This window comes from Mycobacterium sp. IS-836 (assembly GCF_001954275.1).
Taxonomy (GTDB): Bacteria; Actinomycetota; Actinomycetes; order Mycobacteriales; family Mycobacteriaceae; genus Mycobacterium.
Map to the genome: position 1 here is coordinate 203,070 of NZ_MBEU01000010.1, position 13,185 is coordinate 216,254.

Annotated in this window: 13 protein-coding genes; 5 read left to right on the forward strand and 8 right to left on the reverse strand. The window is 67.8% G+C overall.

What is annotated here, in order from left to right; genetic code table 11:
• Positions 1–37: 37 nt before the first annotated feature.
• The 4 genes from A5747_RS05455 to A5747_RS05470 are packed head-to-tail and all read right to left on the reverse strand — an operon-like array spanning position 38 to position 4,170.
• A complete protein-coding gene (locus tag A5747_RS05455) occupies positions 38–427 on the reverse strand; it encodes a sterol carrier family protein (RefSeq protein ID WP_076122631.1) in 390 nt (129 codons plus the stop codon).
• A 14-nt stretch (positions 428–441) separates the two neighbouring features.
• On the reverse strand, positions 442–1,071 hold the full coding sequence (locus tag A5747_RS05460) for a CPBP family intramembrane glutamic endopeptidase (protein ID WP_142245455.1): 630 nt from the start codon (positions 1,069–1,071) through the stop codon (positions 442–444).
• Positions 1,068–3,365, reverse strand: coding sequence for a phosphoribosylformylglycinamidine synthase subunit PurL (gene purL / locus A5747_RS05465; protein ID WP_076122633.1), 2,298 nt, complete (start codon positions 3,363–3,365; stop codon positions 1,068–1,070). Before purL ends, A5747_RS05460 begins: the two co-directional genes overlap by 4 nt.
• Before the next feature lie 16 nt (positions 3,366–3,381).
• Complete coding sequence (locus A5747_RS05470; protein ID WP_076122634.1) at positions 3,382–4,170, reverse strand: helix-turn-helix domain-containing protein; 789 nt, start codon at positions 4,168–4,170, stop codon at positions 3,382–3,384.
• A 124-nt stretch (positions 4,171–4,294) separates the two neighbouring features.
• On the opposite strand from A5747_RS05470, the gene A5747_RS05475 reads away from it, so the two are divergent.
• Positions 4,295–4,693 carry a nuclear transport factor 2 family protein gene (locus A5747_RS05475; protein ID WP_076122635.1) on the forward strand — a complete coding sequence of 133 codons (399 nt, stop codon included), beginning with the start codon at positions 4,295–4,297 and terminating at the stop codon, positions 4,691–4,693.
• Between the two features lie 15 nt (positions 4,694–4,708).
• On the opposite strand, the gene A5747_RS05480 is transcribed toward A5747_RS05475, so the two are convergent.
• Together A5747_RS05480 and A5747_RS05485 are read right to left on the reverse strand one after the other, a co-directional pair.
• Positions 4,709–5,065: a VOC family protein gene (locus tag A5747_RS05480; RefSeq protein WP_076122636.1), complete on the reverse strand. Its 357-nt coding sequence runs from the start codon at positions 5,063–5,065 to the stop codon at positions 4,709–4,711.
• 14 nt (positions 5,066–5,079) lie between these two features.
• Positions 5,080–6,336 (reverse strand): M18 family aminopeptidase, encoded by a 1,257-nt coding sequence (locus A5747_RS05485; protein ID WP_198938125.1) that lies wholly within the window; start codon positions 6,334–6,336, stop codon positions 5,080–5,082.
• 10 nt (positions 6,337–6,346) lie between these two features.
• On the opposite strand from A5747_RS05485, the gene A5747_RS05490 reads away from it, so the two are divergent.
• Genes A5747_RS05490 through A5747_RS05500 form a run of 3 tightly spaced genes read left to right on the forward strand, consistent with a single transcriptional unit; the run spans position 6,347 to position 9,317 of the window.
• Positions 6,347–7,429 carry a Dyp-type peroxidase gene (locus tag A5747_RS05490; protein ID WP_198938133.1) on the forward strand — a complete coding sequence of 361 codons (1,083 nt, stop codon included), beginning with the start codon at positions 6,347–6,349 and terminating at the stop codon, positions 7,427–7,429.
• Complete coding sequence (locus tag A5747_RS05495) at positions 7,429–8,226, forward strand: family 1 encapsulin nanocompartment shell protein (RefSeq protein ID WP_076122761.1); 798 nt, start codon at positions 7,429–7,431, stop codon at positions 8,224–8,226. The genes A5747_RS05490 and A5747_RS05495 overlap by 1 nt, the downstream gene beginning before the upstream one ends.
• Positions 8,226–9,317: a glycosyltransferase family 4 protein gene (locus A5747_RS05500; RefSeq protein ID WP_076122639.1), complete on the forward strand. Its 1,092-nt coding sequence runs from the start codon at positions 8,226–8,228 to the stop codon at positions 9,315–9,317. The genes A5747_RS05495 and A5747_RS05500 overlap by 1 nt, the downstream gene beginning before the upstream one ends.
• Before the next feature lie 10 nt (positions 9,318–9,327).
• On the opposite strand, the gene A5747_RS05505 is transcribed toward A5747_RS05500, so the two are convergent.
• Both A5747_RS05505 and A5747_RS05510 read right to left on the reverse strand, forming a co-directional pair.
• The gene (locus A5747_RS05505; protein WP_076122640.1) at positions 9,328–10,356 is read right to left on the reverse strand and encodes a polysaccharide deacetylase family protein; all 1,029 of its coding nucleotides are present in this window, start codon (positions 10,354–10,356) and stop codon (positions 9,328–9,330) included.
• 27 nt (positions 10,357–10,383) lie between these two features.
• Complete coding sequence (locus tag A5747_RS05510; protein WP_076122762.1) at positions 10,384–12,090, reverse strand: MOSC and FAD-binding oxidoreductase domain-containing protein; 1,707 nt, start codon at positions 12,088–12,090, stop codon at positions 10,384–10,386.
• Positions 12,091–12,302: 212 nt separating this feature from the next.
• Between A5747_RS05510 and A5747_RS05515 the strand changes: the two genes are divergently transcribed.
• Positions 12,303–13,172 carry an alpha/beta fold hydrolase gene (locus A5747_RS05515; protein ID WP_076122641.1) on the forward strand — a complete coding sequence of 290 codons (870 nt, stop codon included), beginning with the start codon at positions 12,303–12,305 and terminating at the stop codon, positions 13,170–13,172.
• Positions 13,173–13,185 lie beyond the last annotated feature (13 nt).

Here is a 13,185-nt window from a genome sequence, read left to right on the forward strand (position 1 = left end):
CATGTCTTCAGTCTAAACCTGCAGTTCAGGGTGACGTTCAGCCGACCGCGATCAGGGGCAGCCAGTGGTCGATTTCACCCGCCCGGGAGCCCGATAGCGTCAGCCGGCCGGCGCTCTTCGCCTGCGCCAGCGACACCATCCCCGTGGCGAGCAGCAGCCATGTCCGTGGATCGGCCTCCACCACGTTGGGCGGCGTACCGCGGGTGTGCCTGGGCCCGGCAACGCACTGAACAGCGACGAACGGCGGGATCCGTACCTCGACGCTGGCGCCGGGCGCCACGGCGGCGAGGGTGCGTGCGGTGAGGCGCACCGCGGTCGCCAGCGCATCGCGGTCGGGCGCCGGACGGGTTTCGTCGCGCAACCACTCGGCGATGGCCAACACGGCCTGCCGGGTCTTGGCCGGATCGGCTTTCTGACGGACGGCCATACCTCAGGGTGCCACTACGCCGATCCGTTCACGCGGGACCGCCGCTGGACGGCCAGCGCGGCCACGGCGCCCGCCTCGTTGATGGCCAAGTGCACCAGCATTGGTGCGGCGAGGCTGCCGGAACGGTCGACCAGCCAACCGAACAGCCATCCCCCGACGCCGGTGACCAGCACGGTGGGCAGCACCGGCTCGCCCGTCGCGCGTACGTCCGCGATGTGGGAGAGCCCAAAAGCGGTGGCCTGCAACAGCCTTCCGCCGGACGTGCCGAAGGCGCGCGCACCGAGCGTGCCGAGCGCCGCGCGGAAGGCGGCCTCTTCGGCCCAGACGGTGCCGATCGGTATCCGCCACAGCAGCCAACCCCGCGCAAGCACGGGAAGTTCGCGGGCGGCCATCGACAGGCGTACCGGCGGCAGCGGGGTCGTCGCGGAGATGGCCGCCGCCGCTACCGCACCCGACGCTGATCCCAGCCGCAGCCCCGACCACAGCCGGGGCGGGCTTAACCCCAACGACGCATGTGTCCCGACCACCAGCAGACCGGCAACACCGGCCTGCAGCCCCGCTCGCAGCTCATTCGGCAGTCGCGGGCCGACGAAGCTCCAGCCGACCAGCGCGGCGGCCAACGACAGCGCGCGGAGCCTGCTTATCCGAAGAATCGCGGCAACACCGACTCGGAGGTCTCGCGCAGTTCCGCAAGCGACACCGTGAACAGCCCCTGAACCTCCACGGCGTCCGAGCCCTGATCGACGACGCCGACGCGGACGGCTGGCAGTCCCCGCACCTCACACATGGACCGGAACCGGCTCTCCTCGGTTCGCGGCACGGCCACCAGCACCCGGCCGGCCGATTCGGAAAACAATGTCACGAAGGGATCGACGCCCTCGGGAAGCACTATGCGGCAACCGGTTTCACCGGCCAGGGCCGATTCGACGATAGCCTGCGCCAGGCCGCCCTCGGACAGGTCGTGCGCGGCGGACACCAGCCCATCCCGCGACGCCGAGCTGAGCACTTCGGCCAGTAGCTTCTCGCGCGCCAGGTCAACCGCAGGCGGCCGCCCGCCGAGGTGGTCGGCGCTCACCTGCGCCCAGATGGAGCCGTCGAATTCGTCGCGCGTGTCGCCCAGCAGCAGCAGGGTCTCTCCCGGTTCGCTGCCGAAAGACGTGTGGAGACGTCGGCTCACGTCATCCAAGACACCGAGCACGCCGACGACCGGCGTGGGCAGGATCGCCGTCGTCCCGGTCTGGTTGTAGAAGCTGACGTTGCCGCCGGTGACCGGAATCCCCAGGGCCGCACAGCCATCCGCCAGACCACGCACCGCCTGTGCGAATTGCCACATCACGCCGGGGTCCTCGGGCGAGCCGAAGTTGAGGCAGTTGGTCACCGCGACCGGCGTCGCACCGGTGACGGCGACGTTGCGGTACGCCTCGGCCAGCGCCAGCTGGGCGCCGACGTACGGGTCAAGCAGCGTGTAGCGCCCCGAGGCATCGGTCGATACCGCGATGCCGCGGCCGGTCGTCTCGTCGATGCGCAGCACGCCGCCGTCGGCGTGCTCGGCCAATACGGTGTTCCCGCGCACGTACCGGTCGTACTGCTCGGTGATGAACGCGCGGCTGCACAGGTGCGGACTGCCCAGCAGCGCAAGCAAAGTCGCGCGCAGCTCGTCGCCGGTGGCCGGCCGCGGCAGCCCGCTCGACGTGTCGGCGTTCAACGCGTCCTGCGATTCGGGGCGGGTGACGGGGCGCCGATACACCGGGCCTTCGTGGGCGACGGTGCGCGGTGGCACGTCGACCACCGTCTCGCCGTGCCAGGTGATCTGCAGCCGGTCGCCGTCGGTGACCTCGCCGATGACGGTGGCCAGCACCTCCCACTTGCGGCAGACCGCGAGGAACGCGTCGACATTCTCCGGCGCGACCACCGCGCACATCCGCTCCTGAGACTCGCTGGACAGGATCTCCGCGGGCGTCATGTTGGCGGCCCGCAGCGGCACGTTGTCCAGCTCGACCCTCATGCCGCCGTCGCCGGCTGACGCGAGTTCCGATGTGGCGCAGGACAATCCGGCCCCGCCAAGGTCCTGGATGCCGATCACCAGCCCGCCCGCGTACAGCTCGAGGCAGCACTCGATGAGCACCTTCTCGGTGAACGGGTCGCCGACCTGCACCGAGGGCAGCTTCTTGCGGCCGGGGCCCCCGCCCTCGTCGCCGCCGAAGGTTTCCGACGCCAACACCGACACGCCGCCGATGCCGTCGAGGCCGGTGCGCGCGCCGAACAGGATGATCTTGTTTCCGGTTCCGGATGCGAAGGCCAGGTGTAGATCCTCTTTGCGCAGCGCGCCGACGCACAGCGCGTTGACCAGCGGGTTGCCCGCATACGACGCGTCGAACACGGTCTCGCCGCCGATGTTGGGCAGGCCCAACGAGTTTCCGTAGCCGCCGATGCCGCGAACCACGCCGTCGAGCACGCGGCGGGTGTCGGGCGCGTCGGCGGCGCCGAATCGAAGCTGGTCCATCACCGCGACGGGCCGTGCGCCCATGGCCATGATGTCGCGGACGATGCCCCCGACGCCTGTCGCGGCGCCTTGGTAGGGCTCGACGTACGACGGGTGGTTGTGCGATTCCACCTTGAAGGTCACCGCCCAGCCGTCGCCGATATCGACGACCCCGGCGTTCTCCCCGATCCCGGCCAGCATGCCGGCGCGCATCTCGTCGGTCGTGGTCTCACCGAAGTAGCGCAGGTGAACTTTGGAGGACTTGTACGAGCAGTGCTCGCTCCACATCACCGAGTACATCGCCAGCTCGGTGTCGGTGGGCCGGCGGCCCAGGATCTCGCGTATCCGCTGGTACTCGTCGTCCTTGAGGCCGAGCTCGTGAAAGGGTTGCGGCTGATCGGGAGTGGTCGCGGCGTGCTCGACGGTGTCAATCGCCTGAATGCGCGCGGTCGTCACGGCAACAGTCTAAGAGTTAGTCGCCGCGGAGCATGCGTGCGCTTTCCGGGTCCGCCGGGTAGAACAGCTCGACGGCGAGTTCGGCGAGGGTGACGTCGAGCGGGGTTCCGAACGTCGTGAGCGTCGTGAACATCGACAGCCGCTGCCCGCCGCCGGCGTCGAGCACGAAGGGAATCAGCAGCGAGGCGTTGTCGGCGGGCATGCCGCGCGCTGTGGCGGCGGCCGCGACGCCCGGGTATCCGCGCACCTCCTCGTCGATCGCCTGCAACGTCGGGTCGCCGGTGAGTGCGATCGTGCGTCGCAGCTGGCTCAGCAGGTAGCCCGCCCATTCGTCGAAATTCAGGGTCCGGTTGGCGAGACCGTCGGGATGCAGGCATAGCCGATACACGTTGGCCGGCGGGCCGAGCAGATGCTCGGGCAGCCCAGCCGTCAGCGCGGACGCCGCCGCATTGGTCCCGACGATGTTCCAGCACCGGTCGATGACGACGCCCGGGTAGGGGTCGTGCGCGTCGAGCAGGCGCTGGACGGCATCGCGGGCCGGGGACAGCGCGGCATCCTCGAGCGGGCGCGAGGAGTAGCGCGGCGCGAACCCGGCGGCGAGCAGGAGCGAGTTGCGCTCCCGCAACGGAATGTCGAGGCCCTCGGCGAGCGCGAGGACCATCTCGGGACTGGGCCGCGAACGCCCGGTCTCGATGAAGCTCAGATGCCGCGCCGACACACCCACGCTCAGCGACAGATCGAGCTGACTCACCCGGCGGCGAGCCCGCCATTCGCGCAACAGGACACCCACCGCGGCATCGCTCACGAAGCAACGGTAACCACGCCGCGCGCACCGCGGCGATGACCTCCGAGGTAATTGTGCCGCCGCACGGCGACGGACACGCTTGCCTTAACGCGCTCGATCGAAGCGCCTTACCCAGGGAGGAACCATGACCGACGTCAAGACCGCTGCCCCGAAGTTCAGTGCGGAGCTGTGGGCCGCGTACTGGGCCGCGCCCACCATGTCGCGCGGCTTCGACATTCTGGCCGACGACATCGTCGGCTACTGGCCGGGTGACCCGGCGCCGGTGCGGGGAGTCGAGGCGTACACGGCGAAGATCGCCGAAATACTGGACGCCGCACCGGATTTGAAGCTGGAGCTCATCGACAGCGCAACCGTTCCCGGTCCCGCTGAGGGCGAGGAACTGGTGTACTTGCACTACGTCGGTGAAGGCACCGGCCCCGCCGGACCGTTCCGGATTCGCGGCCTCGACCGTGTCCGCAGCCGCGACGGGATGGTCGTGGAGAACGTCATCCGCTACGACCCGCTCTTCCTCGATCAGCGCTGACGCGCGGCGGCCCGCCTAGAGGGCGGGATTGCCGACGATGCAGAAAACGTTGCCCTCGGGGTCGGCCAGCACCACCCAGCGGAAGTTCTCGCCGAACTTGTGCCGGCCGACCTCCTTGGCCCCGGCCGCCGTCAGCCGCGATACCTCGGCGTCGATGTCGGCCGCACTCAAATCGAGGTGTACCCGGTTCTTTCCCGGGGTGGGATCGGGCACTTTCTGGAACCCGAGCCGCAGCCCTTCGGGGAAGGTCACGGCGGTGAACTCGTCGGCGAGGATGACGTGTGTCTTGCCACCGAACTGCTCGGCCCACCAGCCGGCCAGGCTCGCGGGGTCGCCGCAGTCGAAGGTGACCATTTCTACGTTGAAGGTCATGCCCGGATCGTAGGTCAGCGCGGCGACAAAAACGCTTGCAGTGCGGCCGAATACGCGGCCACATCCTGCGCCCCCATCAACTCGCGTGCCGAGTGCATCGCGAGCTGGGCAGCGCCGACGTCGACGGTGGGGATGCCGGTCCGCGCCGACGCCAGCGGCCCGATGGTCGACCCGCACGGCAGGTCGGCGCGATGCTCGTAGCGCTGCAGCCCCACACCGGCTTGCCGGCACGCCAGCGCGAACGCCGCGGCCGTGCGTCCGTCGGTGGCGTAGCGCAGATTGGGATGCACTTTGAGCACCGGTCCACCGTTGACGTCGATCGGATGACCCGGCTCGTGCCGCTCCGGGTAGTTGGGGTGGGTGGCGTGCGCCATGTCGGCCGAGGCCAGCAGCGACGCCGGCAGGCGCCGCAAATAGTCTTCCCGGCCGCCGCCGGCCGCGAGCACGATCCGTTCCAAAACGGTGCTCAGCAGGTTGGATTGCGCGCCGCGGTCGGAGGACGAACCGACCTCCTCGTGGTCGAAGAGCACCAGCACCGGGACGAAACCGCGCGGCTCCGCGGCCAGCAGGGCCTCCATGCTCGCGTAGCAACTGGTCTGGTTGTCCAACCGCGGCGCGCTCACCAGGTCGCCGTCCGCACCGATCACCGCGGACGGGGTCAGGTCGTGTGTCATCAGGTCGGCCGACAGCACGTCGACCGCGGCCACCCCCGAGCGCTCGGCGACGTAATCGACGAAGGACGCGGCGCCGCCGCCGACTCCCCATACCGCGTTGACGTGTCGTTGCGGGTCCAGCGTGAGCGACTTGCGGTCCTCGGCCAGGTGGATGGCCAGCTGCGGCACCCGCAGGATCGGATCGTCGATCCGCACCAGCCGCTGGACGGCGCGGTCGCCGTCGCGGACCGACAACCGGCCGCTGATGCCCAGGTCTCGGTCCAGCCACGAGTTGAGCCACGCTCCTCCGTACGGCTCCAGCGCCACCACCCGCCAGCCGGCGACCAGCCGGTCGGGATGCTGCTTGACCCGTAGGTTCGGGCTGTCCGTGTGGGCACCGACGATCCGGAAAGGCCCGTCGGCGCCGCCCGAGTTCCAGGCGACCAGCGAACCGGCGCGGACGGTGAAGTAGCGACCGGGTTGCGACGGCCAGCTGTCGGCTTCGTTCAGTTCGGTGTATCCGGCGTCGACCAACCGCCCGGCCACGGTGGCGCACACATGAAACGGCGACGGGGAGGCATCGATGAATTCGCAGAGGCCTGCGGCACTGGCCGACATGTTGAACATCATGGCTGTCGGCGACCGCGCAGTTCCCGATAGGGTCGCCCATGTGCCTCCGGTACAGCCGCAGCCCATCCTTGCGCCGTTGACGCCCGCGGCCATCTTCCTTGTGGTCACCATCGACGACGGCGGCGAAGCGACCGTGCACGACGCGCTGCCGGATCTGTCCGGGCTGGTGCGCGCCATCGGCTTCCGCGATCCGACGAAACGCTTGTCGGTCATCGCCTCGATCGGCTCCAACGCCTGGGACCGGTTGTTCGGCGGGCCTCCCTTAGCAAAAAAGCCCGCCGAACTGCATACCTTCATCGAGCTGACCGGTCCGCAGCACACCGCCCCGGCCACGCCCGGTGATCTGCTGTTTCACATTCGGGCCGAATCGATGGACGTGTGTTTCGAGTTGGCCGGGCGCATCCTCAAGTCGATGGCGGGTGCGGTCACCGTCGTCGACGAGGTCCACGGCTTTCGGTTCTTCGACAACCGCGACCTGCTCGGCTTCGTCGACGGCACCGAAAATCCGGATGGCCCAATCGCCGTCAGCGCCACCGCCATCGGCGACGAGGACCCCGACTTCGCCGGCTCGTGCTACGTCCACGTGCAGAAGTACGTGCACGACATGCCGTCGTGGGACTCGCTGTCGGTCACCGAGCAAGAGCACGTGATCGGTCGCACCAAGCTCGAAGACATCGAGCTCGACGATGACGTCAAGCCACCGAACTCGCACATCGCGCTGAACGTGATCGAAGACGACGACGGCACCGAACTGAAGATCGTGCGGCACAACATGCCGTTCGGTGAACTCGGCAAGGACGAGTACGGCACGTACTTCATCGGCTATTCGCGCACCCCCGAGGTCACCGAACGGATGCTGCGCAACATGTTCCTCGGGGATCCGCCGGGCAACACCGACCGCATCCTGGATTTCTCCACCGCGGTCACAGGCGGCCTATTCTTCTCCCCCACCGTGGATTTCCTCGACGACCCGCCACCGCTGCCCGCCACGCTGGCGACGGAACGACCCGTCACATCTTTACCTGACCCAGCCTCCAATGGCTCACTTTCGATCGGCAGCATGAAAGGACCCACCGGATGATCAACAACCTTTACCGCGACCTGGCACCGGTCACCGACGTCGCTTGGGCCGAAATCGAACTGGAGGCGACGCGCACGTTCAAACGGCATATCGCCGGGCGCCGGGTGGTCGACGTCAGCGAGCCCGGCGGGCCAGTCACCGCGGCGGTCAGCACCGGTCGGCTGATCGACGTCAAAGCGCCCACCGACGGTGTGGTCGCGCACCTTCGCGCCAGCAAACCCCTTGTCCGGCTGCGGGTTCCGTTCACGTTGTCTCGCTCCGAGATCGACGATGTGGAGCGTGGCGCCAACGACTCCGACTGGGACCCGGTCAAGGAAGCCGCCAAGAAGCTGGCGTTCGTCGAGGACCGCACCATCTTCGAGGGCTACGCCGCCGCGTCGATCGAGGGCATCCGCAGCGCCAGCTCCAACAAGCCGCTGACATTGCCCGAGGACCCTCGAGACATGCCGGATGCCATCTCGCAGGCGTTGACCGAACTGCGGCTCGCCGGTGTCGACGGCCCCTACTCGGTGCTGCTCTCCGCCGGCGTCTACACGAAGGTCAGCGAGACCACCGAACACGGATATCCGATCCGCGAGCACCTGAACCGGTTGGTTGACGGCGACATCATCTGGGCGCCGGCCATCGACGGCGCCTTCGTCTTGACCACTCGCGGTGGAGATTTCGACCTGCAACTGGGGACCGACGTCGCCATCGGCTACAGCAGTCACGACGCCGACACCGTGCAGCTATACCTGCAGGAGACCCTGACGTTCCTGTGCTACACCGCCGAGGCATCGGTCGCACTCGGCCCGTAATGGCGCGCCAGCAACGCTATCCGATCCGGGTGCTGACGATCGGGAACGCACCGGCCGGGCCCAACAGCCGCGGCGGGATGGCGACGGTGATGCGATTGCTGAGCGAAGACACGGACCAACGGTTTCTGGTCAACCTCGTGCCCACCTACATCGATGCCGCGCTGGGGGCGCGGCTGTGGACGGGAGTGACGGGCATTCTCAAGGCATCCACGCTCCTGCTTCTTGGCTCCGCCGACGTGCTGCACGCCCATTTTTCCTTGCGCGGCAGCGTCGTTCGCAAGGCCGTACCGTTGTTCATCGCTCGGCTGCGCGGCGTCCCGACCATTGTCCACTGCCACAGCTCGCACTTTTTCACCTGGCTCGACGAGCTGCCGCCGCTCCTGCGCCGCGCCGTGCGCGCGGCGCTGCACGCCGACTATTCGGTGGTGCTCGGTCAATCCCATCTCAGGGAGTCGTGTGTGCGCCTCGGATTCGACGAGTCCAACACCCGAGTCCTCTACAACCCCGTGGTGATGCCCGCGATCGCGCCGGCGCCGCGCCCCGGCCGGCCGCTACGGGTGGTGTCGCTGGGCAGGTTGGGCCCCAACAAGGGAAGCTACGACCTGGTTCGTGCGATCGGCATGCTGCCCAACGATATTCGCGCCGACCTGCGGGTCACGCTGGCCGGCGACGGCGAGGTAGACGAGGTGCGCGGCTTCGTCCGCACCAGCGCACTCGACGACACCGTGGACGTCGTCGGCTGGGTGGACCCGGTCGAGAGGGACCGGTTGCTGGCCGAGTCGGCGATCTTCGTGTTGCCCAGCTACAGCGAGGGCCTTCCAATGGCGGTGCTGGAGGCGATGGCCAACGGCGTGGTCCCGGTGACCACGGCGGTGGGCGCGATTCCGGAAGTGATTATCGACGGGGAAAACGGTGTGCTGGTCAGCCCTGGCGATCCACGCCAGTTGGCCGAGGCGCTGCAATCCCTGATCGCCGATGCCGCGTTGCGCGACCGCCTCGCCGCGGCCGCCCACGCGCGTGCCGGCGAGTTCGACATCGTCCGCTGGCGCGAGGCGCTGCACGACTTGTGGCTCGCCGCCGCGACACGGTGACGCCGGCCGCTCAGCCGGCGGCGGCCATCCCGTGGCCGACGCCGCGGCGCGGCAGCCCGCCGGAAACCATGAGCCGGAAGTAGTCGAACGACGAATCACTGCCCACCGCCAACCGCGGCAAGGCCAGCGGGTCGCAGCGACGGTCGGCGAATCCGGGTGTGGTCGACAACGCAAAGCGGACGCCGCGGCGGCGCAGCACGTCTTTGGCGCGGTCGTCGAAATCCCGTGGCCGGCCGTTGGGGTAAGCGAAAATTGTTGGCGCCCGGCCCGTCTCACGCTCCAACGCCGCACAGGAATCCGTGATCTCCCGCTCGAGCTTGTCGTCGCCGCAGCGGGCGAGAATCGGGTGGGTCACCGAGTGCGGATACAGGGTCACCAGGCCGTCGCCGGCCATCTCCCGTGCTTCGTGCCATGAAAGCATCCGGAAGGGACCCCCATCCCCGCCGTTGCGGTAGCCCAGCGCGTCGAGAATCTCGTCCAGCACCGTGATCCGCTGCACGTCGGGCAGGTCTTTCAACCGTTCGACCGCGGCAGCGTAAACCTTGCCGCGGTTGGTGGCGTCGGCGAGCGAACGAGCGCCCAGACTCAGCGCCGCCAGATCGACCTCGCTCGCGGTGGTGCGGGCGACCGCCAGCCAAAGCCGGTCGGGCCACAGGGTTTCGTCGCCGCCCATCGGGCCGGTCGCCAGAAACACCGCCGCGGGCAACTTCAACTCGCGCAGCACCGGGACCGCGTGGGTGGCGAGGTTCCGGGTGCCGTCGTCGAACGTGATCGCCATGGCGCGCGGCGGCAGCGTCCCCGCCGCCAGGCGATCGAGCGCCTCCTCGAGCGGGAGGACGTTGAAGTGCTCGCGGAGGTATTCCAGTCGACGGCGGTACTGCGCCGCGCCGAGCACATGCCAGCAGGACGGCGACAGCGGTTCGTCTTCGACGCCGTGGAACATCACGATGCCAAGCGCGTCGCGGTGTCGCCGCCGCGTTAGCGCCGGGAGTCCCGCGGCGCACAGCAGCCCGGCCGCGATGTTCTTGAGTCTCGCCATTAACTGTCGAACTCTAGGCTTTCGTGGCTAAAGGTCGAGGACGAGGTCGCTTTCTGGAGCCGCCGAGCAAATGAGGACCCTTCCCTGTCCCGGCGGCTCCAACGGCGCCTGGACGTATGTTGTCGTCCCGGCGACCACTGGTGTCTCACACACATGGCAGACGCCGCTTCGGCACGAGAATCGGCTTGGCACATCGCAGGCCTCGGCCAAGTCCAGGATATTGGCGTAGTCGGCGGACCAGTTGACGGTGAGCCCGCTGCGCGAGAAGGTGATCGACGGTCCGGTGCCTGACGGTCCCGCGGGCGGGTGCGGCGGTTTGCGCTCGGCCCCCGCAACGATGCCGGGGTTGATCGGCGGTAGCGCGCCGAACAACTCGCTGTGCATGCGTGCCGGATCGAGCCCAGCTGCGGTGAGGGCGTCGCGCGTGTCGGACATGAATTGTGTTGGACCACAGAGATATACCGCAGCATCGGTCGGCAGCCCTAGCGATGCGATGGTCGCCGCATCCGGACGTCCCTGCGTCTGCGTGTAGAACACCAACTGGCGGGCGTGCGGCAACGACTTGACGAGGGTCGTGACTTCCGTTGCAAAGGCCAGGGTTTCGTGGCTGCGGGTGGTGTGCAGCCACCAGACGTCGCGGCTACTGCGGGCAGCCGACAGGGTATGCAACATCGCCAATACTGGCGTGATGCCGATTCCCGCCGAAATCAGGACCACCGGATTGCTTTCCTCGGTCAGATAGAAGTCGCCGCGCGGCGCGGCGGCCTCGACGATGGACCCGGGCTGGACGTGGGCGTGCAGCCAGCGGCTCACCACGCCGTGATCTTCGCGCTTGACACTGATGCGGTAGTCCCCGGTGCTGGGGTCCCCCGAGAGGGAGTAGCTGCGCATCGGCGTCGGCTTGGCGGCGCCCGGGACTCGCACGGTCAGGTACTGGCCGGGAAGCGGTCGGGGCAGCGAACCGCCGTCGTCGGCTTGCAGACGGATCGACATGACCTGCGGGCTTTCCCGGGTTATCGCGCTGACCCGAAGCGGGCGAAAGCCGTCCCATCCCGGCTCGATTCCGACCGGGGGTGCGGTCTCGGTCGCTAGGCCCTCACGAAGCATGTCGCGGAATGACTGCTGCCAGCCGGGGCTGAGCGCCGGAACGTCAACTACCTTGTGCAGCTGTTCGATGTTGCGGTTCGGCAGATACAACAACGCGTCGACGTCGGCAACGCTGAGTTCGTGGCGGCCGCGCCGGACCCGCACGATGTCGTCACCGGCACGGACATGGCCCTCGGTGATGACCCGGAAGTAGAATCCCGGGCGATGCTGCGACACAAGCAGATTGGGCATCTCCGGATCGTTGAGGCGCAGTCCGACCCGAAAGCACGTGACACGCGGCTGGGTGACCTCGAACTCCGCCTCACCGATTTGGTAGCGGTCACCGATGCAGACTTCGTCGTCGGATAGTCCGGTAATGGTGAAATTTTCTCCGAAATGACCGGGCGCCAGGTCTTCGCGATTCAGGTAGGTCCTCCAGAATTCGTAGGACTCCGTTTGGTACACCATGACGGCGCGTTGCTCGCCGCCGTGGCCGGCCAAGTCGCCCTGCCCGTCGCCGTCGATGTTGGTGCGGCGAACCATGACGGGGCCTTCGACCGGGGTTTTCCATATCCCGGTGTACACGGTCTTGTCCCGCCATTGCACGTTCTTGGGCATGCCCACGTTGACCGAGACAAGCTTGCCCACCACGTCTCCTCGTGCTCACGCCGGCGAAGCTATTGGGATAGCTGACCCACAATATTCCCCGCCCGCCGAGCGGTCAACGCCTTCGGGGCCTATTGCGGCCCGCTGATTTTGATGCATACTGGGATGCACATCCCAAAACTGCAAAGGCCCGAACGACAGCGCCGCGGTCGTGGCGCTGGAAGCCTCGAAACCCGTGGTGCAGGAGGTATCCCATGCCGGCAGTTCATCATCGTTACACCACCGTCGACGGCCGTCGGCTGTTCTTTCGCGAAGCCGGCGACGCCGGTGCGCCGGTGCTGGTCCTGTTGCACGGATTTCCGACCAGCTCCTACATGTATCGGCACCTGATTCCGGCGCTCGCCGACCGCTATCGCGTGATCGCCCCGGACCACCTGGGCTTTGGGCTCTCGGACGCGCCCGCCGTCGAGGAGTTCGATTACACCTTCGATGCGCTCACCGACCTGACCGCGGGCCTGTTGCAGAGCTTGGGCATCGATCGGTACGCGATGTACGTGCAGGACTATGGCGCCCCCATCGGCTGGCGACTGGCGCTTCGCGAGCCGTCCGCCATCACCGCGATCATCACCCAAAATGGCAACGCGTACGACGCCGGGTTCGTCGAGAGCTTCTGGAAGGTCGTGCAGGCCTACCAAGATCAACCGACGGCCGAGACCGAGGCACCAGTACGGCAATTCCTCACCTTGGAGGCCACGCGGTGGCAATACCTCACCGGCGTCGCCGACGAGACGCTGGTCGACCCGGAGTCCTGGTATCACGACTACGCGCTGATATCCCGGCCCGGCAACGACCTGGTGCAGCTAAAACTGCTGCGAGACTATGCCACCAACGTGCCGCTATACCCTCGCGTGCACGAATATTTCCGGGCGAGCCGCGTGCCGCTGTTGGCCGTGTGGGGCCGCGGTGACGAAATCTTCGGCCCGGCCGGCGCCGAGGCGTTCGCCGATGACCTTCCCGACGCCGAAATCCATTTGCTCGACGGCGGCCATTTCTTGTTGGAGTCGGCACTAGACGACGTCGCCGAGCTGATCCGCAACTTCCTCGCCAAGCACCTGTCCAACTGACGAGGCGCGCCGA

Bases quoted from the DNA above. Each gene is read 5' to 3' on its own strand.
- A5747_RS05505 (WP_076122640.1), bottom strand. From the start codon at position 10,356: ATGGCGAGACTCAAGAACATCGCGGCCGGGCTGCTGTGCGCCGCGGGA.
- A5747_RS05455 (WP_076122631.1), bottom strand. From the start codon at position 427: ATGGCCGTCCGTCAGAAAGCCGATCCGGCCAAGACCCGGCAGGCCGTG.
- A5747_RS05500 (WP_076122639.1), top strand. From the start codon at position 8,226: ATGGCGCGCCAGCAACGCTATCCGATCCGGGTGCTGACGATCGGGAAC.
- A5747_RS05490 (WP_198938133.1), top strand. From the start codon at position 6,347: ATGGCTGTCGGCGACCGCGCAGTTCCCGATAGGGTCGCCCATGTGCCT.
- A5747_RS05480 (WP_076122636.1), bottom strand. From the start codon at position 5,065: ATGACCTTCAACGTAGAAATGGTCACCTTCGACTGCGGCGACCCCGCG.
- A5747_RS05485 (WP_198938125.1), bottom strand. From the start codon at position 6,336: ATGTCGGCCAGTGCCGCAGGCCTCTGCGAATTCATCGATGCCTCCCCG.
- A5747_RS05515 (WP_076122641.1), top strand. From the start codon at position 12,303: ATGCCGGCAGTTCATCATCGTTACACCACCGTCGACGGCCGTCGGCTG.
- A5747_RS05475 (WP_076122635.1), top strand. From the start codon at position 4,295: ATGACCGACGTCAAGACCGCTGCCCCGAAGTTCAGTGCGGAGCTGTGG.